26 protein-coding genes and 2 pseudogenes are annotated in these 25,707 nt (G+C 70.9%); 17 read left to right on the top strand and 11 right to left on the bottom strand.

Annotation, left to right across the window (positions count from 1 at the left end):
* Window positions 1-79: 79 nt before the first annotated feature.
* The gene (locus IE313_RS12170; protein WP_189931161.1) at window positions 80-454 is read left to right on the top strand and encodes a WhiB family transcriptional regulator; all 375 of its coding nucleotides are present in this window, start codon (window positions 80-82) and stop codon (window positions 452-454) included.
* A gap of 126 nt (window positions 455-580) precedes the next feature.
* Here IE313_RS12170 and glpX read toward each other — a convergent pair whose 3' ends face one another.
* Window positions 581-1,612: a class II fructose-bisphosphatase gene (gene glpX, locus IE313_RS12165; protein ID WP_189931159.1), complete on the bottom strand. Its 1,032-nt coding sequence runs from the start codon at window positions 1,610-1,612 to the stop codon at window positions 581-583.
* 217 nt (window positions 1,613-1,829) lie between these two features.
* On the opposite strand from glpX, the gene IE313_RS12160 reads away from it, so the two are divergent.
* Complete coding sequence (locus tag IE313_RS12160) at window positions 1,830-2,348, top strand: DUF4245 domain-containing protein (RefSeq protein WP_189931157.1); 519 nt, start codon at window positions 1,830-1,832, stop codon at window positions 2,346-2,348.
* A 223-nt stretch (window positions 2,349-2,571) separates the two neighbouring features.
* Here the strand turns inward: IE313_RS12160 and IE313_RS12155 are convergent, their stop codons facing one another.
* The 3 genes from IE313_RS12155 to xseA all read right to left on the bottom strand — a co-directional run bounded on the left by IE313_RS12155 (window position 2,572) and on the right by xseA (window position 5,286).
* On the bottom strand, window positions 2,572-3,162 hold the full coding sequence (locus IE313_RS12155) for a malonic semialdehyde reductase (RefSeq protein ID WP_189931155.1): 591 nt from the start codon (window positions 3,160-3,162) through the stop codon (window positions 2,572-2,574).
* A gap of 432 nt (window positions 3,163-3,594) precedes the next feature.
* Window positions 3,595-3,906: an exodeoxyribonuclease VII small subunit gene (locus IE313_RS12150; RefSeq protein WP_189931153.1), complete on the bottom strand. Its 312-nt coding sequence runs from the start codon at window positions 3,904-3,906 to the stop codon at window positions 3,595-3,597.
* Window positions 3,907-3,915: 9 nt separating this feature from the next.
* A complete protein-coding gene (gene xseA / locus IE313_RS12145; RefSeq protein WP_189931151.1) occupies window positions 3,916-5,286 on the bottom strand; it encodes an exodeoxyribonuclease VII large subunit in 1,371 nt (456 codons plus the stop codon).
* Between the two features lie 171 nt (window positions 5,287-5,457).
* Here xseA and IE313_RS12140 point away from each other — a divergent pair, with 171 nt between their 5' ends.
* Window positions 5,458-6,495: a 4-hydroxy-3-methylbut-2-enyl diphosphate reductase gene (locus IE313_RS12140; RefSeq protein WP_189931149.1), complete on the top strand. Its 1,038-nt coding sequence runs from the start codon at window positions 5,458-5,460 to the stop codon at window positions 6,493-6,495.
* Between the two features lie 249 nt (window positions 6,496-6,744).
* Window positions 6,745-7,491: a polyphosphate--glucose phosphotransferase gene (gene ppgK / locus IE313_RS12135; protein WP_189931147.1), complete on the top strand. Its 747-nt coding sequence runs from the start codon at window positions 6,745-6,747 to the stop codon at window positions 7,489-7,491.
* Window positions 7,492-7,711: 220 nt separating this feature from the next.
* Here the strand turns inward: ppgK and IE313_RS12130 are convergent, their stop codons facing one another.
* Window positions 7,712-8,284, bottom strand: a complete 573-nt coding sequence (locus IE313_RS12130; protein WP_308439165.1) for a DUF6542 domain-containing protein — start codon at window positions 8,282-8,284, stop codon at window positions 7,712-7,714.
* Window positions 8,285-8,874: 590 nt separating this feature from the next.
* Between IE313_RS12130 and ychF the strand changes: the two genes are divergently transcribed.
* From ychF to IE313_RS12110, 4 genes are all read left to right on the top strand, one after another.
* Complete coding sequence (gene ychF / locus IE313_RS12125) at window positions 8,875-9,963, top strand: redox-regulated ATPase YchF (protein WP_189931143.1); 1,089 nt, start codon at window positions 8,875-8,877, stop codon at window positions 9,961-9,963.
* A gap of 198 nt (window positions 9,964-10,161) precedes the next feature.
* Complete coding sequence (locus tag IE313_RS12120; protein ID WP_053623546.1) at window positions 10,162-10,443, top strand: type II toxin-antitoxin system Phd/YefM family antitoxin; 282 nt, start codon at window positions 10,162-10,164, stop codon at window positions 10,441-10,443.
* The gene (locus IE313_RS12115; protein ID WP_189931142.1) at window positions 10,440-10,694 is read left to right on the top strand and encodes a Txe/YoeB family addiction module toxin; all 255 of its coding nucleotides are present in this window, start codon (window positions 10,440-10,442) and stop codon (window positions 10,692-10,694) included. Before IE313_RS12120 ends, IE313_RS12115 begins: the two co-directional genes overlap by 4 nt.
* A gap of 238 nt (window positions 10,695-10,932) precedes the next feature.
* On the top strand, window positions 10,933-11,829 hold the full coding sequence (locus IE313_RS12110; protein ID WP_189931140.1) for a hypothetical protein: 897 nt from the start codon (window positions 10,933-10,935) through the stop codon (window positions 11,827-11,829).
* Window positions 11,830-12,314: 485 nt separating this feature from the next.
* On the opposite strand, the gene IE313_RS12105 is transcribed toward IE313_RS12110, so the two are convergent.
* Together IE313_RS12105 and IE313_RS12100 are read right to left on the bottom strand one after the other, a co-directional pair.
* On the bottom strand, window positions 12,315-12,578 hold the full coding sequence (locus tag IE313_RS12105) for a type II toxin-antitoxin system RelE family toxin (RefSeq protein ID WP_189931138.1): 264 nt from the start codon (window positions 12,576-12,578) through the stop codon (window positions 12,315-12,317).
* On the bottom strand, window positions 12,571-12,837 hold the full coding sequence (locus IE313_RS12100) for a type II toxin-antitoxin system Phd/YefM family antitoxin (protein WP_189931136.1): 267 nt from the start codon (window positions 12,835-12,837) through the stop codon (window positions 12,571-12,573). The genes IE313_RS12105 and IE313_RS12100 overlap by 8 nt, the downstream gene beginning before the upstream one ends.
* A gap of 458 nt (window positions 12,838-13,295) precedes the next feature.
* On the opposite strand from IE313_RS12100, the pseudogene IE313_RS36200 reads away from it, so the two are divergent.
* Window positions 13,296-13,535: pseudogene (locus IE313_RS36200) on the top strand (ATP-binding protein); the annotation flags it as partial.
* A 60-nt stretch (window positions 13,536-13,595) separates the two neighbouring features.
* Here the strand turns inward: IE313_RS36200 and IE313_RS12095 are convergent.
* A complete protein-coding gene (locus IE313_RS12095; protein ID WP_229924563.1) occupies window positions 13,596-14,333 on the bottom strand; it encodes a family 16 glycosylhydrolase in 738 nt (245 codons plus the stop codon).
* A 293-nt stretch (window positions 14,334-14,626) separates the two neighbouring features.
* Entirely contained in the window at window positions 14,627-16,501 is a 1,875-nt protein-coding gene (locus IE313_RS12090) for a CASTOR/POLLUX-related putative ion channel (protein WP_189931134.1), read from the bottom strand.
* Window positions 16,502-17,015: 514 nt separating this feature from the next.
* Here IE313_RS12090 and IE313_RS12085 point away from each other — a divergent pair.
* Window positions 17,016-17,420 (top strand): hypothetical protein, encoded by a 405-nt coding sequence (locus IE313_RS12085; protein WP_189931133.1) that lies wholly within the window; start codon window positions 17,016-17,018, stop codon window positions 17,418-17,420.
* Here the strand turns inward: IE313_RS12085 and IE313_RS36195 are convergent.
* Window positions 17,393-17,515 (bottom strand): hypothetical protein, encoded by a 123-nt coding sequence (locus IE313_RS36195; RefSeq protein WP_308439164.1) that lies wholly within the window; start codon window positions 17,513-17,515, stop codon window positions 17,393-17,395. The two genes, IE313_RS12085 and IE313_RS36195, sit on opposite strands and share 28 nt — an antisense overlap.
* A gap of 427 nt (window positions 17,516-17,942) precedes the next feature.
* Here IE313_RS36195 and IE313_RS35120 point away from each other — a divergent pair.
* The 6 genes and pseudogenes from IE313_RS35120 to IE313_RS12055 all read left to right on the top strand — a co-directional run.
* Window positions 17,943-18,056, top strand: a pseudogene (locus tag IE313_RS35120) (chemical-damaging agent resistance protein C); the annotation flags it as partial.
* 407 nt (window positions 18,057-18,463) lie between these two features.
* On the top strand, window positions 18,464-20,296 hold the full coding sequence (locus IE313_RS12075; RefSeq protein WP_189931131.1) for an ATP-binding protein: 1,833 nt from the start codon (window positions 18,464-18,466) through the stop codon (window positions 20,294-20,296).
* Window positions 20,297-20,419: 123 nt separating this feature from the next.
* On the top strand, window positions 20,420-20,839 hold the full coding sequence (locus IE313_RS12070; RefSeq protein WP_189931129.1) for a roadblock/LC7 domain-containing protein: 420 nt from the start codon (window positions 20,420-20,422) through the stop codon (window positions 20,837-20,839).
* Window positions 20,836-21,192: a DUF742 domain-containing protein gene (locus IE313_RS12065; RefSeq protein WP_189931127.1), complete on the top strand. Its 357-nt coding sequence runs from the start codon at window positions 20,836-20,838 to the stop codon at window positions 21,190-21,192. The genes IE313_RS12070 and IE313_RS12065 overlap by 4 nt, the downstream gene beginning before the upstream one ends.
* A complete protein-coding gene (locus tag IE313_RS12060) occupies window positions 21,173-21,790 on the top strand; it encodes a GTP-binding protein (protein ID WP_189931126.1) in 618 nt (205 codons plus the stop codon). Before IE313_RS12065 ends, IE313_RS12060 begins: the two co-directional genes overlap by 20 nt.
* Window positions 21,787-23,049: a cytochrome P450 gene (locus tag IE313_RS12055; RefSeq protein ID WP_189931124.1), complete on the top strand. Its 1,263-nt coding sequence runs from the start codon at window positions 21,787-21,789 to the stop codon at window positions 23,047-23,049. The genes IE313_RS12060 and IE313_RS12055 overlap by 4 nt, the downstream gene beginning before the upstream one ends.
* A gap of 61 nt (window positions 23,050-23,110) precedes the next feature.
* On the opposite strand, the gene IE313_RS12050 is transcribed toward IE313_RS12055, so the two are convergent.
* A complete protein-coding gene (locus IE313_RS12050) occupies window positions 23,111-24,328 on the bottom strand; it encodes a cytochrome P450 (protein ID WP_189931122.1) in 1,218 nt (405 codons plus the stop codon).
* A gap of 155 nt (window positions 24,329-24,483) precedes the next feature.
* On the opposite strand from IE313_RS12050, the gene ltaE reads away from it, so the two are divergent.
* The gene (gene ltaE / locus IE313_RS12045) at window positions 24,484-25,524 is read left to right on the top strand and encodes a low-specificity L-threonine aldolase (RefSeq protein ID WP_189931113.1); all 1,041 of its coding nucleotides are present in this window, start codon (window positions 24,484-24,486) and stop codon (window positions 25,522-25,524) included.
* The last annotated feature ends 183 nt before the right edge of the window (window positions 25,525-25,707 follow it).

Raw genomic sequence — 25,707 nt, 5'->3', positions numbered from 1 at the left:
TCAGTGCTTAGGCGCGCGTACAGCGGGTAGGCCTTGCTGCATCGTCGCTCGCTCGCGAAGCCGTCGTCAGGAGTAGACCGTGCTGCAACCGCCGCGCCAGTCCCTGCAGATCGCTGCCGTCACCACCCGGCGGGCGTCCGCGGAGGTACGGGATCAGGACGCCCCCTGGCATACCGAAGCGGTGTGTCGGCGTGACGAGGCAGGACTCTTCTTCGCCCCGTCGAAGGAGCCCACCGCGGCCAGGCTCTCCCGCGAGGAGGCCGCGAAGCGTGTCTGCGCCCGGTGCCCGGTGATGGTGGAGTGCCGCGAGCACGCCCTGCTCCAGCCCGAACCGTACGGGGTGTGGGGCGGGCTCACCGCGGCGGAGCGGCGCGTGGTGCTGGCCAGGCGGCGCAGGCGCGACCTCGAACTCAACAAGGCCCATGCGGCGGGTCCCATAGCGGCGGCCGGTTAGCGCGTCCGGGCCGCCCCTCCTGCGGCGGCCCGACGGCGTGGCGGCTCCGAAGGCGCGGCGGCCCGACGGTCCGGCGGTGCAAGGACCCCCGCCATCCTGTGCCGTACCCCCGGCCGGAGTCGGGGCCTACATCGCGCGGTCGAAGTCGATGGTGCTGTAGGCCCGCAGCTTCGCCAGCCGGTGGGTGGAGTCGATCTGCCGGATGGTGCCGGACTTCGAGCGCATCACCAGCGAGGAGGTCGTCGCGGTCTCGGCGCGGTAGCGCACCCCGCGCAGCAACTCGCCGTCGGTGATGCCCGTCGCCACGAAGAAGACGTTCTCACCGGAGACCAGGTCGTCGGTGTGCAGTACGCGGTCCAGGTCGTGCCCCGCGTCGATGGCGCGCTGCCGCTCCTCGTCGTCCTTGGGCCATAGCTTGCCCTGGATGGTGCCGCCCAGGCACTTGATGGCACAGGCCGAGATGATGCCCTCCGGGGTGCCGCCGATGCCCAGCAGCAGATCGACGCCGCTGTTCTCGCGGACCGCGAGAATCGATCCTGCGACATCGCCGTCGGAGATCAGCTTGATGCGGGCGCCGGTCTCCCGGATCTCCTTGATGAGCCCCTCGTGCCGCGGCCGGTCCAGGATGACGACGGTGACGTCCTCCGGCGAGGACCGCTTCGCCTTCGCCACCCGCCGGATGTTGACCGCCACCGGGGCGTCGATGTCCACGTAGTCCGCGGCCTCGGGACCGGCGGCCAGCTTGTCCATGTAGAAGACGGCCGACGGGTCGAACATGGTGCCCCGGTCCGCCGCGGCCAGCACGGCGACCGCGTTCGGCATGCCCTTGGCGGCGAGGGTGGTGCCGTCGATCGGGTCCACGGCGATGTCGCACTCGGCGCCGGTGCCGTCGCCGACCCGTTCTCCGTTGAAGAGCATCGGGGCCTCGTCCTTCTCGCCCTCGCCGATGACGACCACGCCGTTCATCGAGACGGTGGAGACGAGGGTGCGCATGGCCCGTACGGCGGCGCCGTCCGCGCCGTTCTTCTCGCCCCGGCCGACCCAGCGGCCCGCGGCCATCGCGGCGGCCTCGGTGACCCGGACGAGTTCCAGGGCCAGGTTGCGGTCGGGGGCCTCGGGTGAGACTTCGAGTTCGGAGGGGAGGTGGTGCTCGGTCATCGAAACGCACCTTCCTGAAACGGCGGTGGCCGGACGAGGGTTGTCTCCGACAATAACCGCTGTCCCCACGCGATGAGCAGGGGCCACCACCGATGAGCGCATACGGAGCGTGTGGGAGCGGTCACCCATCGGGCCTTGGGTGGCCGATGGGGCGGGACGGGGCCCGTCGGGGCGGGGCGGTCGCAAGGGGTGGGGGGCGGCCTGCGACGATGGGGGCGTGGCAGGCAGGCAAGGCAAGCAGAAGGTGCGGGACATGCTGCTGTCGCTGGGCGTCATCGCCCTCGTCGCAGGTGTCATGTACGTCTTCATCCCGCACGACGACTCCAAGGACCCCGTCAAGCGGGTCGACTACAGCGTCGAGCTGCTGACGGCGCGCCGAGCGGCGCCCTACCCGGTCGCGGCGCCCGAGGGACTGCCCGCCGAGTGGAAGGCGACCTCCGTGCGCTTCCAGGGCGAGAAGGGCAACGCCTGGCACCTGGGCTTCCAGGACCCGACCGGGCAGTACGTCGCCATCGAGCAGTCCACCCAGGAGCCGGCGCCGTTCATCTCCGGCGCCAGTCAGGGCGCCAGGAGGACCACGGCCACGCAGCGCATAGGGGACCGCACCTGGCAGCGCTACGAGGGCGGGCACTACGACGCCCTGGTCCACCGGGACAAGGGCTCCACGACGGTCGTCACGGGCACGGCGTCCTTCGCGGAGCTCGCCAGGATGGCGCAGGCGCTGAAGGCGTCCTGAGGGTCCGGGTCCCCGGGGCCTTGGGCCCCGGGGCGCTGCGGCCCCGGCTCCCGTCCCGCGCCGCGGTCCCGGCCGCGCCGTGCCCCTCGGCCCGGGCCCCGGCCGCACCAGGCCCCGGTCACACCCCCGCCCGGGCCCCGGCCCGGTTCCCTCGGGGGGTCGCTCGCGGTCGGGCGTACCCGCGGCCGGCGGGCGCGTACCCGGCCGGCCGTTCGGGACGCGGTCAGAGGACGGTGACGACCTGCTCGAAGTCGAGCCGCGGGGAGCGCTCGGGGTGCCAGGCGGACTCGCCGGGCCTGCCGATGTTGACGATCATCAGCGGGGTGTGGTCGTCGTCCAGGAACTCCTTCTGGACGCCGGCCGGGTCGAAGCCGGTCATCGGGCCGGCGGCGAGGCCCGCGGCGCGGACGCCGATGATGAAGTACGCGGCCTGCAGGGCGGCGTTCAGGCCGGCGTTCTGCTCGCGTACCGCACGCTCGGAGAACATGTCCTTGAGCGCCGGTGCCTGGGGGACGAGCTGCGGCAGTTCCTCGTGGAACTCGTTGTCCGCGGACAGGATCGCGACCAGCGGGGCCTGGGCGCTCTTGGGGCGGTTGCCCTCGGCGAGGTGCGGCAGCAGCCGCTCGCGGGCCTCGGCGCTGCGGATCAGCGTGATGCGCAGGGGAGACTGGTTGAAGGCGGTCGGGCCGTACTTGACCAGGTCGTAGATCGCCCTGACCTGTTCGTCGCTCACCGGCTCCGCGGTGAAGGTCCGGGCCGTACGGGCCTCCCGGAACAGCAGGTCCTGGGCGGTGGGGTCTAGGGCGAGGGACATGAGACAACCTTATGGTCACGGACTGATGGATCACCGGTCAGCAGTGACTCTACGGCTATGAAGTTTATAATTCAACCAAACGCGGGTATCTGTGAGCTGCCTCACCAGGCTCCGGCAGTCGGCCGACCGCGCTCGGCCACGCGGGTCCGGCACGGAACGTCGGCCGCGCGGGCGGGGCACGCAGTGCGTGGCATGGGGCTCCGGCACACAACGCGTGAGGGCGGGACGGCGTGTGCGGTAGGGGAGCGCGTCCGGTAGGGGAAGCGAGTGCCGTAGGGGAAGCGCGCACGCGCCCGTGCGGCGGCGCCCGTCCCCCTGGGGGCGGGGGTGGCGTCGCCCACTCGCCCTGCGGATGGCGCCGCCCACTCGCCCGTGGAAGAGCCGCAGACCCCCATGGGAAGCGCTGCCCTCCGCGCGGGCGAGCCGCCCGGCTCAGCCCACGTCGTCCGCGCCGTCCCCGCCGTCCGCCTCACCGCCGCGAGCGGCGCCCGGCTCGCGGACCTCCGTCCGGGTGACGTCCTGCTCCTCGCCCTCCGCAAGAGCCGCGTCGAGGCGGGCGCGGGCACCGGCCAGCCAGCGGCGGCACACCTTGGCCAGTTCCTCGCCGCGCTCCCACAGGGCGAGCGACTCCTCCAACGTGGTGCCACCGGTCTCCAGGCGGCGGACGACCTCGATCAGCTCGTCCCGGGCCTGCTCGTAACCGGGCGTGGCCTCGTCCGTACCGGCTTCGGTGCTGCTGGTCATGGGATCACCCTAAGAGTCCGGAGTGTCGACAGGATGCGGCGTGGGCGTGGGCGCGGACTCGGCGGTGCCCGGGGAGTCGGCGGCGTACCCGGTGTCCGGGGAGTTCACGGCGCCCGGGGAGCCCCCGGGATGGGCGGGGGCCTCGGGCCCGGTGTCCGTGCGACCGTCCGTAACGGCCCCCACCCGCACCGGGAACTCGCCCGCGGCCACCCGGGCGCGCAGTTCCTCTCCCCGCACCACCTCGCCGGGGGCCCGGACCGCCTGGCCGCCGGCCTTCTGGAGCACCGCGTACCCGCGCTCCAGGGTGGCGGCAGGGGAGAGGGCCACCACGCGCGCGTGGGTGTGCATCAGCTCCGAGTCGGCGCGGTCGAGGAGGTGGCCGAGGGTCCGGCGGGCACGGTCGGCGAGCGCCCCGACCTGCTGCTCCCGGTCGTCGACCATGCGGTGCGGGTGCTGTATCGAGGGCCTGGCGAGCGCATGGGCGAGGCCGCGTTCCTCGCGGTCCAGCAGGGCGGCCACGCTGCGCCGCGCGCGGTCGCACAGCCGGCGCACCCGCTCGAACTCCTCGCCGACGTCTGGCACGACCTTCTTCGCGGCGTCCGTCGGAGTGGAGGCGCGCAGGTCGGCCACGTGGTCGAGCAGCGGATTGTCGGGCTCGTGGCCGATGGCCGAGACCACCGGCGTACGGCAGGAGGCCACCGCCCTGACCAACTGCTCGTCGGAGAACGGCAGCAGGTCCTCCACACTGCCGCCGCCCCGCGCCACGATGATCACGTCGATGTCGTCCAGCGTGTCCAGCTCCTTGACCGCCTGGACCACCTGCGGCACCGCGTGCACGCCCTGGACGGCGACATTGCGCACCTCGAAGCGGACGGCGGGCCAGCGGCGCCTGGCGTTCTCCAGGACGTCACGCTCGGCGGCCGAGGCGCGGCCGCAGACCAGGCCGATGAGCTGCGGCAGGAAGGGCAGCGGTTTCTTGCGCTCGGGCGCGAAGAGGCCCTCGCGCGCCAGCGCCTTCTTCAACTGCTCCAACCGCGCCAGCAACTCGCCGACGCCCACGGGACGTATCTCGGTGGCCCGCAGGGAGAGCTGGCCGCGCGGCGCGTACCACTCCGGCTTGGCGTGCACGACGACACGGGCGCCCTCCGAGACGACCTCGGCGACCGCGTCGAACACCGTGCGGTAGCAGGTGACGCTCACGGAGATGTCGTACGACGGGTCGCGCAGCGTCATGAAGACGACTCCCGCGCCGGGCCGCCGCGAGAGCTGGGTGATCTGCCCCTCCACCCAGACGGCGCCCAGCCGGTCGATCCACCCGCCGATGAGCCGCGACACCTGGCCGACGGGCAGCGGGGCGTCCGCGGACGTGTTCACAGCCATGCGCCCGAGAGTATCGGCCGGCACCGACAGTCCCCGCCCCCGCGGACCGCGCCGGGCGCCGGGCATCGGGGCATCGGGCTACGGGGCGCCCCCGGACCTGGTGCTCCTGCCGGGTCCGCCCTCGGGCGACGCGCCCCGGGGGGTCCGGGCGGCGGTGGGCCCGCCCTTACGATGGTGGCCATGACCGCTTCGTCAGCCCGCCGCGTCCTGCTCGCCGCCCCCCGTGGCTACTGCGCGGGCGTGGACCGTGCCGTGATCGCCGTCGAGAAGGCCCTGGAACAGTACGGGGCCCCGATCTACGTCCGCCACGAGATCGTCCACAACAAGCACGTCGTGCAGACCCTGGAGAGAAAGGGCGCGATCTTCGTCGAGCGCACGGCGGAGGTGCCCGAGGGGTCGATCGTGATGTTCTCGGCGCACGGCGTCGCACCCGTCGTCCACGAGGAGGCCGCCGAGCGCGGGCTGGCCACCATCGACGCGACCTGCCCCCTGGTGACCAAGGTCCACAAGGAGGCCGTCAGGTTCGCCAAGGAGGACTTCGACATCCTCCTGATCGGTCACGAGGGCCACGAGGAGGTCATCGGCACCTCGGGCGAGGCCCCGGAGCACATCACCCTGGTCGACGGTCCCGAGGACGTCCCGGGTGTGGAGGTCCGCGACCCCTCGAAGGTCGTCTGGCTCTCGCAGACCACGCTCTCCGTCGACGAGACGATGGAGACGGTCGACGCCCTCAAGGAGAAGTTCCCGCAACTGATCTCCCCGCCCAGCGACGACATCTGCTACGCCACGCAGAACCGTCAACTGGCCGTCAAGCAGATGGGCGAGGAGGCCGACCTGGTGATCGTGGTCGGCTCGCGGAACTCGTCCAACTCCAAGCGGCTCGTGGAGGTCGCCAAGCTGGCGGGCGCGCGCGATGCCCACCTGGTCGACTTCGCGGAGGAGATCGACGAGACCTGGCTGGACGGCGTCGGCACGGTCGGCGTCACCTCCGGCGCCTCCGTGCCGGAGGTGCTCGTCGAGGGCGTGCTGGAGTGGCTGGCGGCCCGTGGCTACCAGGACGTGGAGATCGTCAAGGCCGCCGAGGAGTCGATCACGTTCTCGCTCCCGAAGGAGCTCCGCCGCGATCTGCGCGCCGAGGCCGCGTCGCTGGCCGCCGGGGTGCGGGCGGGTTCGGCCGCGGTGCCGGGCGACGCCGGGGCCGGCGCCTAGGAGCTTGACGGGGCGCAGGGGCGTGCGCGTCGGCGCCCCCACGTGCGTGCCGCCTGCGTTCAGAACCGTGTGCCCGGTGCACGCTCGCGGTGCACCCGGGTGCGCGTGCCCGGAGCGCCCCGCCAGGCGCACGACCGGCCCGCGCCCGCCAGGACGGGCTCGGTCGGGCGGACCCGGTGTGCTCGGGTGCTCGTACTGCGAGTGCCCGTACGCGCGCGTGGTGGGCCCTGATCGCCGTACCGTAGCTATATGCAGATCTTCGGTGTGGACATCGGCGGTTCCGGTATCAAGGGCGCGCCCGTCGACCTGGGCCGCGGGGACCTGGCGGACGAACGCTTCAAGGTGCTGACGCCCCATCCGGCGACGCCGGACAAGGTGGCCGACGGGGTGGCCGAGGTGGTGGACCACTTCGGCTGGCAGGGCCCGGTCGGCATCACCTTCCCCGGCGTGGTCACCGACGGGTCGACGGTGCGCACGGCGGCGAACGTGGACAAGACCTGGATCGACGTGGACGCGCGCGCCCTGCTCAGCGAGCGCATGGGCGGCACGGCCGTGACGGTGATCAACGACGCGGACGCGGCGGGTGTGGCCGAGATGGAGTTCGGCGCCGGCCGCGGACACGGCGGCACGGTCTTCGTCCTCACCTTCGGCACCGGCATCGGCAGCGCGCTCTTCATCGACGGCCGCCTGGTGCCCAACACCGAGCTGGGCCACCTGGAGCTGGGCGGGCACGACGCCGAGAAGCACGCCTCCACGAAGGTCAAGGACGACCACGACATGACCTGGGAGCACTGGGCACGCCGCGTGCAGAAGTACCTGGCGCACGTCGAGATGCTGTTCTCGCCGTCCCTGTTCATCATCGGCGGCGGAGTCAGCCGCAAGGCGCACAAGTTCCTGCCGCTCATCAAGGGCATCAAGGCCGACCTGGTGCCCGCCCGGCTGCAGAACAACGCGGGGATCGTGGGTGCGGCGATGCAGGCGACGAAGGAGGCGTGAGGGCCGCGGGGGCGCCGCCCGCCTGCCCACCCGCGCCGCCCTGTCCGGCCGTACCGGCCGCCGGTCCGCCCACCCGAAGGGCCGCCCACCCGCCGTGCATGACCGGGCGGGGCGCCTGCCCCGGCGGGTCCGCGGCCAACGCGGCCGGGCGAGTCCCCGGCTGGCGGCCGGGCGGGTCCGCGGCCAAGGCGGCCGGGCGCGTCCTCGGGCAGACCGCTCGTCAGGCGGACCGCCGTCTGGGGCCCGGCGGCGCCTGGCCGGGTCGCGGCGGCCGCAGCCGGCCCCGCGCCGCCCGCTCGGCCGGGGCGCCGCCACCCCTACCGCCACCGCCCGGGCCGCCGCCGTTGCCGGCGCCGCGTCCTGGGCCACTCCGGCCGCGGGCCGTCCGCTCCCGCAGCGCCGCGGCCCTGCGACGCATCAGACGGATCTTCCGCACGGTCGCGATCACCCCGGCGATCAGCGTGCCGCCGTAGAGCCAGACCGCGTACATCGCCAGCGTCGTGAACAGCCCCATCACCCGGCTGCCGAAGCCGTCGTCGGCGCCGCCGGAGATCGGCAGCGCCCCGAGGGCGAAGCCGATGGGAACGGCGACCGGCGCGGCCACCAGGTCGGCGCGCCGCACCCAGAGCGCGGTCAGGGTGCTCACCGGCAGGAACAACACCCCGTAGACCGTCGGTGACCCGCCCAGGAGCTCCAGATCCAGACAGGCGATCAGGAACATCACCACGGCGCAGAACAGACCGCTGCCAAGACCGGTCAGCCGGGGGTTGGGGGCGTTGCGCACCGTTCTCACCAGGCGGGGGACGGTCCGCACGAGGCGGGGCACGGAGCGGGCGAGCGGCGGGGCCGGGCGGCGCGAGCTGTTCGAGGCGCGGCACACCGCGGTGGAGCCGCGCGGTCCGCCCTGCGGCGGCAGCGGGGTGGTCCGGCGCGGTCGGGACTGTGGGGGACGCGTCCTTGGGTGGTCCACATGCACCAACCTAGGTCCGATCATGTGCCGAACAGGTCCTGGGACACGCACTTTGGCCGAGCTTCACCGGGCGTTCGGTGCGCCGCGGGGCGGCGGGCGGCGGGCGGGGGCCCGCGGCGGCCCCCGGAGAGGGGGCGCGGGGGCGGCCGAGGGGCCCCGCGGGGCGGTGCGACGGCGCGTGGCGCGGCCTGCGGCGGTCGGTGAGCGGTCCCGAGGCCGTCGGTGAGCGGTCCCGAGGCCGTCGGTGAGCGGTCCCGAGGCCGTCGGTGAGCGGTCCCGCGACCGTCGGTGAGCGGTCCCGCGGCCGTCGGAAGGGGCCGTCGCCGGGACGCCGTAGACTGGTGGATCGGCCCGCACCACCCGGGCCGCCGCTCCAGGCCCCCGCCCCGCCCAGACATACGGGAAGTCGCAACGTGTCGCTCACGATCGGAATCGTCGGTCTGCCCAATGTCGGCAAGTCGACCCTGTTCAACGCCCTGACCAAGAACGACGTGCTCGCGGCCAACTACCCGTTCGCCACGATCGAGCCGAACGTCGGCGTGGTGGGCGTGCCTGACCCGCGGCTTGCGAAGCTGGCCGAAATGTTCTCCTCGCAGCGCGTCCTTCCGGCCACCGTGGACTTCGTCGACATCGCCGGGATCGTGCGGGGCGCCAGCGAGGGCGAGGGGCTGGGCAACAAGTTCCTGGCGAACATCCGCGAGTCCGACGCCATCTGCCAGGTCATCCGGGCATTCAAGGATGAGAACGTCGTTCATGTGGACGGCAAGATCTCGCCGAAGAGCGACATCGAGACGATCAACACCGAGCTGATCCTCGCCGACCTCCAGACCATCGAGAAGGTCCTGCCGCGGTTGCAGAAGGAGGCGCGGGTCAAGAAGGACATACAGCCGAAGCTGAAGGCGGTGGAGTCGGCGAAGGAGATCCTGGACGCAGGCCGCACCCTCTTCGCGGCCGGCATCGCCCAGGGCACCGAGGCCGCCGAGCCCCTGCACGACCTGCACCTGCTCACCACCAAGCCGTTCCTCTACGTCTTCAACGTCGACGAGGACGAGCTGGCCGACGAGTCCTTCAAGGACGAGCAGCGCGCCCTGGTCGCTCCCGCGGAGGCCATCTTCCTCGACGCCAAGCTGGAGGCGGACCTCGCGGAGCTCGACGCGGACGAGGCCCTGGAACTCCTGCAGTCCGTCGGCCAGGAGGAGCCGGGCCTGGCGACCCTGGCCCGCGTCGGCTTCGACACGCTGGGCCTGCAGACCTATCTGACCGCGGGCCCCAAGGAGGCCCGCGCCTGGACCATCAAGAAGGGCGCCACCGCCCCCGAGGCCGCCGGAGTCATCCACACCGACTTCCAGAAGGGCTTCATCAAGGCCGAGGTCATCTCCTACGACGACCTGGTCGAGGCCGGCTCCGTGGCCGACTCCCGCGCGGCGGGCAAGGCCCGCATGGAGGGCAAGGAGTACGTGATGCAGGACGGGGACGTGGTGGAGTTCCGGTTCAACGTGTGAGCGGATGAAATAACACCACGTCGTTGACGTGGCAAACATGCAGGTCAGATGTGGCCCACCTCTCCGGAGGCGGAGTCTTGGCCTTTCTCCGTGCTGGATGGGTGCTGGATCGGCTGAGGCACCATCAGTCGGCTCCTCTCTCAGACGGCACCAGGAGTGGTACGTTATTGAGTACCACTTGATGGGAGGGTTGAAGTCATGTCCATCACTGCGAGTGAAGCGCGCAAGGAACTGTTTCCGTTGATCAAAAAGGTCAACGAGAATCATGAGGCCATCGAGATCGTCTCCAAGCACGGTAACGCGGTGCTTGTCTCGGCTGAGGACTACATGGCGCTGCGCGAGGGCTCCTACCTGCTGCGCTCGCCAGCGAACGCCCGGCGGTTGCTCAAGGCGTACGAGAACGCCCTGTCGCACATCAACGTGTCGGAGCGTGAGCTGATCGATCCCGAGTCACCGGACGCAGGTGCGGGTGCCGCGTGAGGCTCGTCTTCGAGGATCAGGGCTGGGAAGACTACACGTCCTGGCTCAAGAACGACCGTAAGATGCTCGCCCGGATCAACAAGATCATCGAAGATGTCAGGCGTGACCCATTCGTGGGCATCGGCAAGCCGGAGCCGCTGAAGTATCACCTGCCTGGGGCCTGGTCGCGACGGATCGACGAAGAGCACCGCCTCGTCTATCTGGTGGCGGACAATGAGATCGTCATCCTCGCTGCCCGGTATCACTACTGATCGGTGAGTGTCCGGTGTGCTGGGACGATTAGCTACTTTGAACCTCGGTTTTCGCAGGTGGGATCTCCGTGTTCGGCGTTCAGCTCCGCCGTAGCTGCATTCCAGTTCAACCTTTCGTGTGGCGAAATGGGGAGTCGCTGAATGGCCGATGTTACCTTCCTTAGCCAGGCCGAACCAGTTGATGAGTACGGTCGTGCTCTTTATGCGGTATCGCGCTCAATTCTGAGAGCCCATTTTGATGAATTGTCGCAAGCAGACCTTGAAGACCTCAATTGCGATCGGGGTGAAACTCGCTCGCCTGCACCGCGACAAGGGATCGCGTGGGGATGGGTTTGAGTGGGCCGTTCACGAGGCGATTGTCGGCGGCGAACCACGCGTTACCGATCTGGTCAGCGAAGCCCTCAGGAAGGTGAGCCCTAGGGATTTCGCTGACTTGGACAGACCTACGTCTCTGATGTTCGGGCACGAGCGTGCACGCCATCTCGGATTCACTGAGGCCGTCGTCAACAACGCGAGTGGCGATGCGGTGCTGTTGCCTGACGGGTCAGGTCGGCCGTTCGCATTTGGATCCTGGGTGCCGATCGCTGCTCGCGGTGTCGCCGCCGAACCTGATCTGCGGGAACGGATCAAGAAGGTATGGAAGACCGACCTGTTCCTGAGTAGTACGGAGAAGGCGCGGTTTGCCGCCGCGACTATCAAAAGTAATTGGCATCAACTCGAAGATGGCAATGGACTCCGAGTGGCCATTGTTCCACAGGCCGTGGACCTTTCGGCTGGATATCGGAGGTGGAACAGTCTGCATCTGATTGCACTGCCAGACCCCGATGGCTTCATGGGCTTGTTTGACGATGCGTATGAAGCAGTTGCTGAAGCGATTCTGACGGTTGGCAGGCATGATCGCGCACCCTATTATTACAAGCCGAGCGCGAAGGCCCAGAAAATCCAGGCTCAACTGGAGAAGTATGGGAAGGTGAAGGTGGTTGATATACTTGACGCCCTAAACGAAGCGGCGCAGCAGAATCTGATTACTGTCGACCGCAAGCTCATGTCGGTGGAAGCTCCGACATGGCTCAATATCAATGAAAAGCGCACGCCCGTCATCGCACCAAGGCCGGCGTTCGAGAAGCTCGACTGACCTCGGAGGTGGCGAGGGTACGTCCGGTCGATGGTCTCGAAGTTGATGCTGACCCCATCCAGTGGCGCCGCCGGGCGGACCTTTGTTCGCAGGAAGCTGAACCTCCCGCATCGCGAGGTTTCTCCGCCAATTGGGGTGTACTTAGGCTCGGAAGACGGTCCGGGAGACTCACTCACTGGCTACCAGCGTCTCCCTCAGGGTGCCCTCGACAGGGTGGCGGCGGGCAGTTTCCGTGTAGCGATCGTGGGTGCTGGATGTGCTGGTTGACCTTGCACCGTGCTGGATCGGTGCTGGATGAGGCCCGCGGGAGCCGTGTTTCTGCAGGTGGAAGCTCCTTATTGGGGGTTCAGGTTCAACGTGTAGTCGGTTCATTACCTTAAGGTAGGCAATTCGTCAAGCATGCAGGTCGGAAGGGGGCGGTCCATGCGGAGCCGACCCCTTCGCCGGTCCCGTGCTGGTTACGTGCGGGATTTCCTGACGCGTGATCACGTGTCGTAGACGGTGCTCCGGTGGCCGACGTGAACGACCCAGACCACCAGTTCTCCGTTGTCGATGGTGTAGACGACGCGATGGTCGCCGACTCGTAGACGGCGGCGCTCCGGCTGGGACACGAGTGCCGTCGTATTGAAGCCGAAGGGGTCGCTTTCCAGTTCGGTCAATTTGGCCAGGATGCGCAGTGCCATGTCCCGCGGGATCTTGCGCAGTTCATCTCGGGCTTCGGGGCGGAAGACCGTTCGGTACTCACTCACCGCGCGCCAGGGTTTCCTTCATGACGTCCTCGATGTGGACTCCGGCCGATCGGTTCGCCATCCGCTCGTCGATGATGCGATTGATCTCGCGCTCTTCCCATTGCTGGTATTTGCGCAACACGTCCATCGACACGACGGCGGCGACTTCTTTGCCTCGTCGAGTGATCACGGTGGGCTGGTCGTCGCGATCGGCCCGTTCGACGACTTCGGCGAGGTGCGCGCGGACGTCGCGGATGGACTCTATGGGCATCTGCATCATGCGCCCTAGCGTACCAGGTGTTCCAAATGTACACAATGACGCGGTGCTCCCTTCGAGTGTCTGGAATTCCCCCGGTGCTGGTTTCACCCTCCCGGAAGCGCGTTTTCGCAGGGGGGAGCAGATTGTTCAACGTTCCGGTTCAACGTCTAGCGGCTGCCGTACCGCTACGTCGCTGATCTAGCAAACATTCAGGTCAGGAAAGGCCCGACTCCTTGGAGTCGGGCCCTTGACTTTTTCCGTGCTGGGATGGTGCCGGGGTGGCTGACCCCTCGTCACCTGTCGTCATCCCTGGTCATCCGCACCGTGCTGGGTGTCACGGGGACGCCGGTGCTGGGCACTGTCCGGTGCCTGACAGCAGGGAGTGCACGGACCAGCTCCACGCAAATCATGCGCGTTCCCGGCGTCCTGGCCGTGGTCGCGGACCCTTCCATCGGATTCCGTACCGGCTGCGGGGCATCGGTGGCCGCGTGATGTTGCGTGGTCGGCGCCGGGTGGGCAGGTCGCGGCTGGTCGAGCGGTTTGCGGAGCGCTCCGGAGCCCCGTTCCTGTTCTGCGCGGCGACCGGTGCGTCCGCTGGGGATGATCTGGCCCGGCTGGCCCGGGATGCCCAGGCATCGACGCTGCCGTTGGCTGGGGTGGTGGCCGCCGCGCGGCCGGAGAACTGGGATGCCGCGTTCGATGTTGCAGCGTTGGCGGTCCTGAGCTCGGCGGCGGGCCCGGCTGCCGAGCCCCGGGCCGCGGCCCCCGCGGGTGCGCGGTCAGCACCGGGACACGTGCAGCCGGCTCACCTCGAACGCCATGTCGTACACGTGCGGTTCTGGTGCCGGATGGTGCTCACCGGCGCAGACGGAGAGATTCACGATGAGGTGGGCGTTCCAGTGCTCGCCCACGCCGGTGCCGTCGGCATGGGCGAGGCGTCCGTCCACCCACCAGGCCACGCACGACGCGCCGAACTCGACCTTCAGTTCCACCCATGCCCCTGGCCGGATCGCCGGGCTGCGGTAGTAGTGACACCCCCCGTTGACGTGGTTCGAGAACTCCAGCACGTCCGGGTTGTCCGGGTGGTACTCGAAGACATCGATCTCCTGGCCCCCTTCATGCCACGTCCAGATCGCCGGCCACGCTCCGAGCTCGCGGGGCAACCGCACCCGGGCGTGCAGGACGTCGCCCGTTCTCACCATGAATCCTTCGTCGCTGCTCTCCGTGGTGAGCAGCCCCGTACTCCACGTGCCGTCCGCGCGGCGCGTCGCACGGAAGACGCCGGAACGGCTGTAGTCGGGGTCGGTGACCAGGTGGTCCAGCTTGTTGTCACCGGGGTTCGTCGGCCCGCCGCCCGGATACGCCCAGGAACGCCCCGCCACCCACTGCCCGGCCGCGGAGAAGTCCGCCGTGAACAGCGGCGCGCCGGGACCGGCTGGGGTCGCCCGCGGGGGAGCGGCGTCCCAGCCGAGCCACCGGCCCATCCGCCTGATGGCCGCTGACGTCCGAACAGGCATGCTTTCTTCTTCCAGGGAGGCGCAAGAGACCCGGGACCGGCCGTTGCGGCGCCAACCTACGTGCGCCGGTGGCGCACGGGCGGAGCCGCGCCGGAGGGCCGCATCCTGTTACGCCCGATGGGGGCGGCAGGCCGCCCTCGCCGTGGGGCGGCGTGCGCCGGGGTGCTCCCGGACCGGCCCGCTGCCCGCCCCGGCCGTCCCGCTGCCGAACGGGCAGCCGCGGCCCCGCCGGCCGTGGGACGGGGGTACGTTCCGACCGTCCCGCCGGATGCGCGGGCTGCCGGCGCCGGCCGTCAGTCCTCGGCGAGGACGATCACCGCATCCCCTTCCTCCAGCACGAGCGAACCGGTCTTCGACGGGTTCAGGAAGACGCCGTAGCCGGGAGGCTCGTGCCCGTGCCGGGCCAGGCGGTAGCCGATGGCCGACTCTCCGCGGTCGCGTGCGGCGGCCACCACCGTGGCGAAGTTGGCCTCGGCTCCGGGTACGAGGTAATCGGCCGCCGGCTTGAGGTAGATCTCGGCCCCCTCGGGGTTGAACAGGTCGGTGAACACGGCCTCCAGGTGCGGGTTCTCGGTTAGCTGGGTCAGCAGCAGAGTGATCACCTTGGTGCTCACGATGAAGTCGTCCGCCTTGGTGACCTGGGCTATCTCGCGGTTGCCGTCGTCGTTCATCTCGGTGACGATCGAGTAGGGGTCACCGAGCGCCATCTCGATGTCGCGCAGGTGAAGCAGGGTCACCAATGCCCGGTCGTCCGCCCGGTCCGGTGCGACGCGGTCGTCGGACAGCACGACGATGTGCTGGTAGCCCCCCAGGTCGAGTTCCTCCAGGGAGGATCTTCGGGTCGGCTCGCAGTACCGGTATCCGAGCTGGAGGTGGCTCAGGCCCTGCGGTAACTCCTTCTCGGGCGGCCGTCTCGGCGCCGTGACGTCCACGATCGACGCGGGCTCGACGAAACTGTCGAGCAACGAGATGAGTCTGGGCGCGCGGGAGTTCCAGCCGACCATGAGCGTGCGGTCGGGCGACGGCGGCCGCTCGCGCGGCACGGTGACGGCGGCGGTGACGACGGTCGGGGGCGACTGGGCGAGCCGTATCGCCAGATCGTCCTCGGCGACCACGAGAATCTGCTCACCAGGGGCGATGACGGTGTCCGTCGGCGGGTTCACCAGCACCCTGCCGTCGCGCGTGCGCAGCCCGGCGGGGGCGCCGAGGGAGTAGGCGAGGAGTGCTTCGCCGTAGGTGCGTCCCGTCAGCGCCGGCTCGTCACGGAAATAGAGTTCGTTGCCCACGAAGCTGAGCAGTTCGTTGAAGACGGTGGACAGCCCCGTCTGCCGGTGCGACTGCGCGATGAGGCGCACCGCGATGTCGTCGGCGTCGACTATCAGGGACTTCTCGCCCGCCGCCAGCCGTGCGGCGGGCAGGTTGTCCGAACTCTGGACGGCCGCGACGACGGTGGGGCGCTCACCGCGCCAGACCCGGTTGTTCAGCAGCAGCAAGACCTTGATCGCGTCCACGTCACTGTCGTCCCCGACCGGCGGCAGGACCATGATCGCCTTCGCGGTGTCGGGACTGACCAGCTCCAGATCGGGCCGCTCCAGCGGGTTGCCCGAGCGGCAGATGACCCGGGTACGGCCGGTGTCCGGTATGCGCTGGCGGATCTGGTCCTCCATGTCGACCTTGTCCTGGTCGGCGAGGATCACCACGCACGAGCGGCGTTCGCTCTGGTTCGCCTCGACGAGTTCCGCGATGACCGTGAAGACCTGGTCCGACCAGCCCAGGACGATCGTGTGCCCACGCTCTATCAGTCGCGAGCGGCCCTTGCGCAACTCCTGGATCCGGTTCTCCAGACCTCTGGCCAGTACACCGATCAACGCGCTCACGATGAAGATCCCTCCGATCGTCACCGTGAGCATCAGGGCCAGGAAGACCGGCCGACCTGTGTCGCCGCCCATGGTGCCCGGGTCGAGGGTGCGCAGCAGGCTCATCCAGACGACACCGCGCCAGCCGCCGTTCTGCTCGGCGTCGGAGGTGGTGAAGGCGACGACCAGGGCGGAGACGACGGCGACCAGGGCCAGGGACGCCAGCGCGAGCCAGCCGATGAGAGCCGGGGTGCCGCGGTCCATCGTGCCGTCGAACCAGTACCGCAACCGGTCCCGCAGCCTGAACCGCATACCGCCCCCATCCCCCAGCAGCCACTTCGGCCCGGCCCTCGCACCACGAGCGCGTGCCTGCCGCCTTCGCCCCAAACGTAGTCGATCACCGTCACCGTTCAGGAGCTCTGGCCGCGGGCCGGCAGCGCGGGACGGCCGTACCGTCGGACCCCCGGCGACACCGCCGGGGACACCGCCCGGGCATCGGACACGTGCCGCCGAACTGACGCGTGTGCTGCCGCGGCGCCGGGCAGACGGGCGAGGAGGGTTTCGCCCCGCCGCCGAGGACAGCGGCCCGATGGTCCCGGCGGCCTTGCGGTGTCCCAGGCCATCGGCTTGAGTCGTGCGTCCATCGACGGTGCCTCGTGCGTCTCATCGGCGGTGAGAGGTGCGCCGCCGCACCGAGCGCGGTCGGTCCGCGACGGTACTTCGCGCCGTCCGCGGTCGGCCGTCGGGAACCATTACACTCAGCAGGCCCTCTGTCACACGCGGCGTCCGCCGAAGGCCGCCGCAGCTTCTCTCCATCGAGGCGAACATGTCAGATCCCGGGCCTCGCGAGTGGCCGGCCGACGCCGACGGGGACCGCGGCGGGGCCGCGCCGCCCCCCACGACCGGCGCGGGCGGCGGCCGAAGCCCGCTGTCCGTGCTGGCGCTGGTCGCACCGAGCCTGTCGGCGGTCGTCGCGGCGCTGTTCCTGCTCGCTGGATTCGGCCTGAGCAGTCTCAGCGGCCGCCCGTACGTCGGTGAGGGAATGACAACGGTGGGGACGGTGGCCGCGGCAGTCGCGGTGGGTGCGCTGGCAGGGGACCTCGCCTGGCAGCTCGCCGAGGCGCACGGGCGTCAGGCCCGCCGGGAGCGCGCAGCGCGGGCGGAGCGTGACGGCTCGGGGGAGCGTGACGGCCCGGGCGCAGCTCACTCCTCCGGCACGTCACGCGCCTGATCCAGCAGATCACGCGGGAGCTGCTCGTCGTGCGACGACAGCGTGGTGACGAAGCCGGCCGGTACAGCCTTCCCGCCCCGCTCGCCGTCGAGCACACGGCGCATTCTCAGGGCGGCGGGCGACCTCGGGGCGGTGAGCGACGCGTGGTCGGCGACCGGAACCCATGCGAACGACCGGCACTCGCGGCGGCGCGTCACGGCACCCGACGCCCACTACCGAGTTCCGCTCGGACATGCTCGGCCGGCGGGCGGGCCAGGACCGTCAGATCGGTCGTCGACGCCGGATCGGCAGCCAGGTGCCCCTGCACCCAGCCCGCGGCCACCGGCCCCGCGCCGCGTGCAGCACGGACAGCACCTGAGTCCCCGGTCCCCCGTGGGGCCTGCGCTGACGACCCGGCTCGGACTCCGTCAACCTCGGGTCCCCTTCTGTCCGGTCAGCCTCCTGCCTCGCATTGACACACCGTACGCACCACTCGCACGTGCGCGCCCGCACGGAAGGCGGCGGCCCGGTACGGGCTGCCACGTGTCGCTGGGCACGGAGGCACCGGGCCTGACTGCTGTGCTGGTGGGGCTGGGTCGGGGCGCCCCCACCGCCACCGGAGCGGACTTCGGCCTTGACGCGTCGGCGCTGGTGCTCGTGCTGGACGAACCCGGGGCATCGTCGCGGGCCCGAAGCGTGTGCGGGCCCGGCGGGCCGGCCGGGACCGCAGCCGTGCCCGTCCCGGGCCGGGGCTGCAACGCACCCGCGTCCCGTGCCGGGCGATCAACGCGTACCGGCGCCGTCGACCGGCGGCGATGACGTCCCGGGGCCGGTGCGGGACCAGCATCAACTCCGTTACCACACCGGGCGGTAACAGTGGTAAGTTCGCGAACCGCTGGTGCATTGTGCAGCTAATCGGATCTCCTTGCCGCAGCAGGTGACTACCATGAGCCGCTATCTGGCCGGAAGATCGCCGTTCGTTTCGGTGACCCCTTCCTGACCTGCGGCCGTCGTGTGTCGGCCGCCCCCGTTTCTCCTGCTCTCACGGACCGAGGGACCGCGGAATGTCAGTGCATGTACCGCCCAGTCAGCACCGATCGGCGAAGGTGCCGCGCACCTCGCCGGCCGCGGCCCTGGCCGTGTTGGTGGTGAGCGCCGCGGTCGCCGGCGCGGCGGTCGCCTGGGCACCGTCCGACGCCCGCACCTGGACACTGGTCGTGGCGGTGGTGGCCTGGGCGTGCGTGGCCGTCACCGTTCTCGTCAGCCACCGGCTCGTCCACCGGGCCCGGCGCACCGCCGCCGTGCAGGACTCCGCGACCGGCGATCTCAAGGCGCAGGCGGCGCAGTGGTCGGGGGAGACCGCCCACCTGGTCAACGTGACGCTGCCCGCCGTGGCCAAGCGCCTGCGGGACGGTACGAGCGCGGCCGACGCACTGGGCAGCGTGCAGCTCCCGGCCGACCCGCAGCTTCGCCGGCTCGTGCACACCTTCGCCGCCGTCGTCGAGGAGGGCGTGCGGCAGGAGGCAGCCCTGGACGGCGAGCGCAAGCAGGCCGCGTACGAGCTGGACCAGGCGGTGATCGAGCTGGACCGGCTCGCGCGGGAGACGCTGCCGGCCGCGGTCGCCCAACTGCGCGAGGGCCAGTCCGCCGACAGGGTGCTCGCCGAACTCGACCTGCCGCGGCTGCCCGCGGCCCACGCCTCGGTCGAAACCTTCCTACGCGAACTCGCCCGCAGCGAGCGGCGCGCCGCCGCGGCACAGGTCGCCTCGGCCAAGGCGCTCAGCCGCGTCCAGGCCAAGGCCGTCAGCATGCTCGCCGACCTGCGGGAGATGCAGGACCGGCACGGCGAGGAGGTCTTCGGCGACCTGCTGAAGCTGGACCACAGCACGTCCCAGCTCGGCCTGATGACCGACCGGCTGGCGCTGCTCATGGGCGGCCGCTCCAGCCGCGCCTGGAACAAGCCGATCGTGATGGAGAGCATCCTGCGCGGCGCCGTCGGCCGCATCGCCGCCTACCAGCGGGTGCGCCTGCACTGCTCCACCACCGCGGCGATCTCCGGATTCGCCGCCGAGGACGTCATGCATCTGCTCGCCGAGCTGATGGACAACGCCGCGAACTTCTCGCCGCCCATCGACGAGGTGCACGCCTACGTCGAGGAGCGCAGCGCCGGTGTCGTCGTCACCATCGAGGACAGCGGTCTGAAGATGGCCGACGCCGCGATGCGCCGCGCGGAGGAGGCCGTGGCCGGCCGCATGACCGACCTCGCCTCGCTGCAGAGCACCCGGCTCGGCCTCGCCGTGGTCGGACGGCTCGCGGTGAAGTACGGCATCAGTGTCAACTACCGCCCGTCCTCACGCGGCGGCACCGGCGTCGTCGTCCTGCTGCCCCCGCAACTGCTCGCCCAGCAGCGCGACCCCGCGCCGCGCGAGACGCCCCGCCGCCCGGCGGCCGCGGCCGCACCCGCGCCGGCACCCGCGCCGGCCCCGGCCGCACCGTCCGTCCCGGCGCCCGGCGCCGCCCCGCGCCCCGCTGACAGCCAGCGGCCTGCCGCCCGGCCGGAGCAGCCCGAGCAGGGCCGGTTCCGGCGGTCGAACGACGACACGCTGAACGGCCTGCCCGTCCGCACCCCCGGCCGCACCATGGCCGAGGCGGAACGGGAGCGCGAGCAGCGCCGGTCCACGTCCGAGGCGGTGGAGAGCGTCCCGCCGGAGCAGCGCCCGGCACGCGACGCGGGGTCCCGGTTCGGCGCCTTCCACCGAGGGCGCAGGTCCGCGGGCGCAACCGCGGGACCGGGTGCCCGGCCCGAGGCCGGACCCGAGTCCGAGGCCCGGCCCGAGCCCGAGGCCGGACCCGAGCCCGAGGCCCGGCCCGAGTCCGAGCCGCCGACCGCTCCGTAGCCCCCCTCACCCTTCCCGTACGGCGCCCGGGGCCCCGGCGCCCACTTACGCGCTCAAGTTCGTGAGATTGGAGGAACGGGCCGGTGACCGGTTCAGCCGGGCACCACCGTCCCATCACCCACCATGCAGACCACCGACAACAGCCTCATCTGGCTCCTGCAGAGCCTTCTGGAGCGCACTCCCGGAACCCGGCACGCCCTCGCCCTCTCCCGGGACGGCCTGAAGCTGTGCTGGACCGAGAACCTGACCGAGGACCAGGCGGACCAACTGGCGGCGATCTGTTCCGGTATCCAGGCCCTCGCGCAGGGCGCGTCCGTGGAGTTCGGCGACGGCACCGGCGGTGTCCGCCACTCCATGACCGAGTTCCACGGAGGCCTGCTGTTCATCGTGGAGGCCGGTGAGGGGGCGCACCTCGCGGTCGTCGCCGAGGAGGACGCGGACCCCGGCGTGGTGGGCCACCAGATGACGGAGCTGGTCGAGCAGATCGGCGAGCACCTGCGGGCCGAGCCCCGAGCGCCCCTCCACGGGAGTGCGACCTCGTGACGCGCAAGCCCGTGGACACCGGTGACCCCGACCGGCTCTACACGGTCACGGGCGGTCGGAGCCGTGCCGACGACTCCTTCGACCTCGTCACCCTCATCGTCAGTGAGTGCGAACCCAAGGCGGGGATGCAGTCGGAGCACGCCAGGATCCTGGACCTGTGCCGGCATCCGACGGCCGTGGTCGAGATCGCCGCGGAGCTGAAATTACCGATCACCGTGGTGCGGATCCTGCTCGGCGATCTGCTCGACACGGGCCGCATCACCGCCCGTCACCCGCGCGCGGCGCGGTCCGTCGCCTCGCTCCCCGATTCCGCCCTTCTCAAGGAGGTGCTCCATGGGCTCCGCAACCTCTGAGCTGCCCTCCCACCGCACGCCACTGGCCGACGCGGCGGAGACCGGTCTGAAGATCGTCATCGTGGGCGGGTTCGGTGTCGGCAAGACGACCCTGGTCCGGTCGGTGAGCGAGATACGGCCGCTCAACACGGAGGAGGTGATGACGCAGGCCGGCGTCGGCGTCGACGAGACCAGGGGAGTGGCGACCAAGTCGACCACCACGGTGGCGTTCGACTTCGGACGGATCAGTCTCAACGAACGCACGGTGCTGTACCTGTTCGGAGCACCGGGACAGGAGCGCTTCTGGTTCCTGTGGGACAGCCTGTTCTCCGGCACGCTGGGCGCGGTCGTGCTCGTGGACACCCGGCGGATGGACGACTCCTGGTACGCCATAGACCGGCTGGAGCACCACCGCACGCCGTTCGTGGTGGCCGTCAACCGGTTCGACGACGACACCACCCGGTACTCCCTGGAGCAGATCCGTCAGGCGCTCGCGCTGTCCGAGCACGTGCCGATGGTCGACTGCGACGCGCGGGTCCGGCAGTCCGGCAAGGACGTGCTGATCACCCTAGTGGACCACCTCTACGAACTGGCCCTGGCCCAGGAGGCGACACCGTGACCGACACCGGTTCCCCTTCCGCGCACCCGGCTCCCCCGGGCTGCCCCGCCCACGACAGCGCGGTGCGCCTGGCGGGGCTCGAATACCAGCAGACGCCGTCGCAGACCTACCGCGCGCTGCGCCGGGAGCACGGCACGGTCGCGCCGGTGCTGCTCGACGGGGACATCCCGGCCTGGCTGGTGCTCGGCTATTCCGAGGTCACGTACGTGACCAGCCACGACGAGCTGTTCGCGCGGGACTCCCGGCGCTGGAACCAGTGGGAGCGCATCCCCGCGGACTGGCCTCTGCTGCCGTTCGTCGGGTACCAGCCCTCGGTGCTGTTCACCGAGGGCGAGGAGCACCGGCGGCGGTCCGGGGTGATCACGGAGGCGCTGGAGGCCGTCGACCAGTTCGAGCTGTCCCGTGACTGCCAGATGATCGCCGACCGGCTCATCGCCGAGTTCGCGGGGAGCGGCCGGGCGGAGCTGATGGCCGGCTACGCGCACGCCCTGCCGATGCGGGCCGTGGTGCAGATGTGCGGGATGCCGGACTCGGGCGAGGACACCCGGCAGTTCGTCGACGACCTGCGGATCTCGCTGGACGCGGCGGAGGGCGACGACCCGGTGGCCGCCTATGCGCGCGTGGGCGAGCGGCTGCGGCAACTGGTGAAGGCCAAGCGGGACCGCCCCGGCCCCGACGTCACCTCGCGCATGCTGCTGCACCCGGCGGGGCTGACGGACGAGGAGATCGTCCAGGACCTGATCTCGGTGATCGCCGCAGCCCAGCAGCCGACGGCGAACTGGATCTGCAACACGCTGCGGCTGCTGCTGACGGACGAGCGGTTCGCCGTGAACGTGTCGGGCGGCCGGCTCAGCGTGGGCGAAGCACTCAACGAGGCGCTGTGGCTGGACACGCCGACCCAGAACTTCATCGGGCGCTGGGCCGTGCGGGACACCCAGCTCGGCGGGCGGCAGATCCGGGCGGGCGACTGCCTGGTGCTGGGGCTGGCCGCCGCCAACACCGATCCGCAGATCTGGCCGGAGGCACACGTGGGCGCGGAGAACGCCGCCCATCTGTCGTTCAGCAACGGCGAGCACCGCTGCCCCTATCCGGCCCCGCTGCTGGCGGACGTGATGGCGCGGACGGCGGTCGAGACGCTGCTGGAGCGGCTGCCGGACCTGGTGCTCGCGGTGGAGCCCGACGAGCTGACCTGGCGTCCGTCGATCTGGATGCGGGGGCTGACGGCGCTTCCGGTGCAGTTCACGCCCCTGGTGCAGTAGGGGCGTGCCCGTGGGGCCCCCGGCCGGGGCCCGGAGCCCCGGCCGGGGGCGGGCCGTGCGCTCACGGCGTGAACCGGACCGGCAGGGACTGCGGGCCGCGGGTGAAGACGCCCTGCTCGACCGGGTCGAAGCCGTCGGCGAGGCGGAGGTCTGGCATGGCGTCGAGGAGCTGGTTGACGCCGGTCTCGACCTCGGCTCTGGCGAGCAGCGCGCCGACGCAGAAGTGCCGGCCGAGCGCGAAGGCGAGGTGGTCGGCGGCGGCGGAGAAGGCGGTCGTGGTGGTGAGGTCGTCGCGGAAGATGTCGAAGCGGTCAGGGTCGCGGTAGCGCTTCTCGTCGCGGTTGGCCGCGCCGATCAGACAGGTGACCGTGGCGCCGGGGGGTACGGTGCCGCCGCTGAGCGTCACCTCGGTCGTGGACTGCCGCATGATCATGTGCACGGGCGGCGTGTAGCGCAGGGTCTCCGCGAAGGCCCGCGGGATCAGGCTGCGGTCCGCGCGGACGGCGGCGAGCTGGTCGGTGTGGAGCAGCAGGTTCGCGAAGATGCTGGCGATCGCCTTGTCGGTGGTCTCGCCGCCGGCGGCCAGCAGCAGGCTGCAGAACGCCTTGATGTCCTCGTCGCTCATCCGCACGCCGTCGACCTCGGCGGCGCACAGCGTGGACAGCAGGTCGCCGCCCAGGTTCCCGCGGCGTTCGCGAATGATCGGCAGCATGTACTCGGCGAACTCGACGCGGGTCCGCTCTCCCGCCGCGGCCACCTCGGGGTCGCCCGAGAGGTTGCCGAGGAAGGCGATGACGGCCGTGTACCAGCGGTGGAAGCGGGCGTGGTCGGCCTTGTCGAGGCCCAGCATGTCGGCGATCACGTTGACCGGGAAGCGGGTGGCGTAGTCGGCGACCAGGTCGGCGGAGCCGGTGTGCCTGAAAGTGTCGATCAGTTCGCGGGAGTTGCGCTCGATGACGGGCAGGAACTTCTCCTGCAGGTCGCTGCCGCGGAAGGCGGGGGCGACGAGGGCGCGGCGCACGGCGTGCTCCCGGCCGCTGAGCTGAAGGATCGTCCTGCCGTGCACGGGCTCGATCTGCCAGTCGTAATTGTCGGTGCTGAACTGGCCGCTCTTGTCCTTGAAGACGCGCTCGACGTCCTCGTAGCGCGAAATGATGTAACTCTGCGTAGCCTCGTGCCAGATGAGGGGCCTGGAGTCACGCATCAGCCGGTAGGCCGGGTAGGGATCGGCCGCGAACTCGGGCGAGAGGATGTCGGGGACCTGCTGCGCGGTGGACATGGGGCTCCCTCGTATGCGTAGTTGGCTACTGCACCAGGCTATTGGCCGCCCGTCGGACGGGACAGCCCCACGGGCGCCTCGCCCACCGGCCCGGCGGACGAGGGCCCTGCCGCCCCGTCGACGGCCCCGGGTGGGCGATCCGGTAGGAAAGGGGCATGGACAACGTCATAGACCTGCGCAGCGACACCGTCACCCGGCCCACCGATCCGATGCGCGCCGCCATGGCGCGGGCCGACGTGGGGGACGACGTGTTCGGCGACGATCCCGCGGTGAACGCTCTGCAGGAGCGGGTGGCGGAGCTGCTGGGCTTCCCCGCCGCGCTGTTCGTCTCCTCGGGCACCCAGAGCAATCTCTGTGCACTGCTCAGCCACTGCGGGCGGGGCGACGAGTACCTCGCGATGTGGGACGCGCACCTCTACACCCACGAGGGCGGCGGGGCGGCCGTCCTCGGGGGGATCCAGCCGCAGCCGTTGCCGGACAGGGGAGAGGGGACGATCGACCTGGCGGACATCGAGGCCGCGGTCAAGCCGGACGATCCGCACTTCGCACGGACCCGGCTGCTGTGCCTGGAGAACACCCACGGCGGCACGGCGATGGCTCCCGAGCAGCTTCGGGCGGCCACGGCCCTGGCCCGCAGGCACTCACTGGCGACGCACCTGGACGGAGCGAGGCTGTTCAACGCCGCGGTGGCCGGCGGCGGTGATCCCCGCCAGGGTGCGCGCAGGATCGCGGAGCGCTTCGACAGCGTGTCCGTGTGCTTCAGCAAGGGCCTGGGGGCGCCCGTGGGCTCGGCGCTGCTGGGGTCGCGGGAGTTCATCGGCGAGGCCAGGCGGTGGCGCAAGGCGCTGGGCGGCGGCATGCGGCAGGCGGGAGTACTGGCCGCGGCCGCGTCGTACGCGCTGGACCACCACGTCGAGCGGCTGGCTGAGGACCACGCGAACGCCGCGCTGTTCGTCGAGGCCGTCGGCGGTGCGAAGGGGCTTGAGGTGGGCGCGGCGCGCACCAACATGGTGTTCGCCCGGGCCGTGGCGGGCGTCACCCCGCCGGACCTGGTGGAGCGGCTCGCGGCCCGGGGCGTGCTGTGCACGGGCGGTCGCCCGTACTTCCGTTTCGTGTTCCATCTCGACGTCTCGCGGCAGGACGCGGAACGGGCGGCGATCGTGGTGCGGCAGACCCTGGCCGACGCCACCGGATGAGGCCCGCGAGCACGGAGGCCGGGCCTTCGCCGAGCCGGCGGGGCGCCCGGTCGCCGTGAGGCGCACGTCCACCCGCCCGAGCCGATAAACATTCAAGACGCATGGATTGTGGATCGCCGGGCAGGGGCCGTCTCAGTAGCAGGCGGAGACCCAGGCCTCACAAGGGCGGGTCTCAGATCAGGG

It is taken from the genome of Streptomyces sulfonofaciens, assembly GCF_014656295.1.
Classification (GTDB): Bacteria; Actinomycetota; Actinomycetes; order Streptomycetales; family Streptomycetaceae; genus Streptomyces; species Streptomyces sulfonofaciens.
This window is presented reverse-complemented; position numbering and strand designations above follow the sequence as displayed.

Coding starts and splice junctions, on each gene's coding strand:
- glpX (WP_189931159.1), bottom strand. CDS start 1,612: ATGACCGAGCACCACCTCCCCTCCGAACTCGAAGTCTCACCCGAGGCC.
- IE313_RS12155 (WP_189931155.1), bottom strand. CDS start 3,162: ATGTCCCTCGCCCTAGACCCCACCGCCCAGGACCTGCTGTTCCGGGAG.
- IE313_RS12150 (WP_189931153.1), bottom strand. CDS start 3,906: ATGACCAGCAGCACCGAAGCCGGTACGGACGAGGCCACGCCCGGTTAC.
- xseA (WP_189931151.1), bottom strand. CDS start 5,286: ATGGCTGTGAACACGTCCGCGGACGCCCCGCTGCCCGTCGGCCAGGTG.
- IE313_RS12140 (WP_189931149.1), top strand. CDS start 5,458: ATGGTGGCCATGACCGCTTCGTCAGCCCGCCGCGTCCTGCTCGCCGCC.
- ppgK (WP_189931147.1), top strand. CDS start 6,745: ATGCAGATCTTCGGTGTGGACATCGGCGGTTCCGGTATCAAGGGCGCG.
- IE313_RS12120 (WP_053623546.1), top strand. CDS start 10,162: ATGTCCATCACTGCGAGTGAAGCGCGCAAGGAACTGTTTCCGTTGATC.
- IE313_RS12110 (WP_189931140.1), top strand. CDS start 10,933: ATGAATTGTCGCAAGCAGACCTTGAAGACCTCAATTGCGATCGGGGTG.
- IE313_RS12100 (WP_189931136.1), bottom strand. CDS start 12,837: ATGATGCAGATGCCCATAGAGTCCATCCGCGACGTCCGCGCGCACCTC.
- IE313_RS12095 (WP_229924563.1), bottom strand. CDS start 14,333: ATGCCTGTTCGGACGTCAGCGGCCATCAGGCGGATGGGCCGGTGGCTC.
- IE313_RS12090 (WP_189931134.1), bottom strand. CDS start 16,501: ATGCGGTTCAGGCTGCGGGACCGGTTGCGGTACTGGTTCGACGGCACG.
- IE313_RS12085 (WP_189931133.1), top strand. CDS start 17,016: ATGTCAGATCCCGGGCCTCGCGAGTGGCCGGCCGACGCCGACGGGGAC.
- IE313_RS12075 (WP_189931131.1), top strand. CDS start 18,464: ATGTCAGTGCATGTACCGCCCAGTCAGCACCGATCGGCGAAGGTGCCG.
- IE313_RS12070 (WP_189931129.1), top strand. CDS start 20,420: ATGCAGACCACCGACAACAGCCTCATCTGGCTCCTGCAGAGCCTTCTG.
- IE313_RS12060 (WP_189931126.1), top strand. CDS start 21,173: ATGGGCTCCGCAACCTCTGAGCTGCCCTCCCACCGCACGCCACTGGCC.
- IE313_RS12050 (WP_189931122.1), bottom strand. CDS start 24,328: ATGTCCACCGCGCAGCAGGTCCCCGACATCCTCTCGCCCGAGTTCGCG.
- ltaE (WP_189931113.1), top strand. CDS start 24,484: ATGGACAACGTCATAGACCTGCGCAGCGACACCGTCACCCGGCCCACC.